Annotated in this window: 1 protein-coding gene; it reads left to right on the top strand. The window is 74.3% G+C overall.

What is annotated here, in order from left to right; genetic code table 11:
- A partial coding sequence (mobF, locus tag ABWI07_RS44070) for a MobF family relaxase (RefSeq protein ID WP_353822198.1) occupies nucleotides 1-1,420 on the top strand: 1,420 nt, incomplete at its 5' end.
- Nucleotides 1,421-1,497 lie beyond the last annotated feature (77 nt).

Raw genomic sequence — 1,497 nt, 5'->3', positions numbered from 1 at the left:
GGCACACATCGCGTGGGCGCTGGGTGACTACGAGACCCGCCTGGTGCTGGAGCTGTGCCAGGACATCGCCCGCGACAAGACGCTGGCGTGGCTGGGGGAGGAGGTTGCGGAGATCCGCTGGAAAGGCGGCGGCAAGCACCGCGCCCGGGTCAGGGACGGGCTGATCGTCGCGGTGTTCCGGCACTACGAGTCGAGAGCTGCCGAGTCGAAGCCCCTTCTCCACGATCATGCGGTGGTGTCGATCCGGGCCCGGCGGCCGGACGACAAGGGGACGTGGGGCAACCTGTCGGCGGACTCGCTGATGGCCCACATCGTCGCGGCCGACACCCTCTACACCCTGTACTTCATGGAGGAGGTGTCCGCCCGGCTCGGGTGGGCGTGGGAGCCGCGCGAGGTGACGCCCGGCCGCAGGCCCGTCATGGAGCTGGCGGGCATCGACCAGCGGCTCATCGGCTGGCAGTCGACCCGCCGTCAGCAGATCGAGGACGCGCTGTCCGTCCTCACCGCCAACTACGAGAAGAAGCAGGGGCACCCGCCGGGGGAGCGGGCCGGCTACGCGCTGGGCTGCCAGGCCGCCGACCAGACGCGCTCGCCCAAGCGCACGGAGCTGCTGTCGCTGACCGAGCTGCGCGAGCGATGGCGTGACTCAGCGATCCGGGCCTACGGCGTTGACGTCTTCGACCGGCTGGCGGAGCGGGCGCGGGCAGCGGCCGCGGCGGTGTGGGCGCGGGTGCGGCCGGTGGTCGACATAGCGCTGGCCGCCGTCGACGTCGTCGCCGTGGTGTACGTGATGCGCGGCGCGTTCAAGCGCCACCACCTGCTCGCCGAAGCACGCCGCCACCTCTCCTATGTCCTGCGCGGCCGACCCCACCGGCCCGGCCTGGACGAACAGATCGTGCAAGCGGTCGTCGACGACTACACCCGCCCCGTCGGCCGGGGCCGGATGATGACCGCCGACCTGCGCGCCCTGTACCCGCGTGACACCGAGGACCAGGCCGTGCTGCGCCCGCTGACCCGCAAGCGGTCCGCGCCCCCGTACGAGCGGGCCCGTCTCGCCGCTGGCGCCCTGGCCGCCCGGGTCAACGCAGCGCGACGCGCGGAGCGCCTGGGCTCCCGCCCCCGTCCGTACGCCGTCGCGGTGCCCGCGGCCTCGAGGTCGCATCCGCGGCCGTTCCGCACCGGCCCGAAGGCGGGCCGCCTCCTGGAGCCGGAGACCGGCGTCGACGCGGTGGAGCAGACCCGCCAGACCCTCGAAGCAGCCGCCGCGAAGGTGGCCGCCACGATCCAGGACAGCAGGCGGGCGCGCGAGGCCGCCCACGGCCTGCGATCGCAGCCGGCCCCGGCGGCGGTCCCGCCGCCGCACACCCAGCAGCCCGGCGTACAGCACACGCCGGGCCGGAGTTCAGGAGGAGTCGCGTGAGCACCCCGGAAGAACAGCCCAACGCCGAAGAGGCCCTCGCCCGCGCCCGTGCCGCCCGCGCGGAGATAGCCGCCGCG

The sequence above is a fragment of the Actinomadura sp. NPDC000600 genome, from assembly GCF_040492135.1.
Taxonomy (GTDB): Bacteria; Actinomycetota; Actinomycetes; order Streptosporangiales; family Streptosporangiaceae; genus Spirillospora.
The sequence above is the reverse complement of the archived record's forward strand: the minus strand, read 5'-3'. Positions and strand labels throughout refer to the sequence as shown.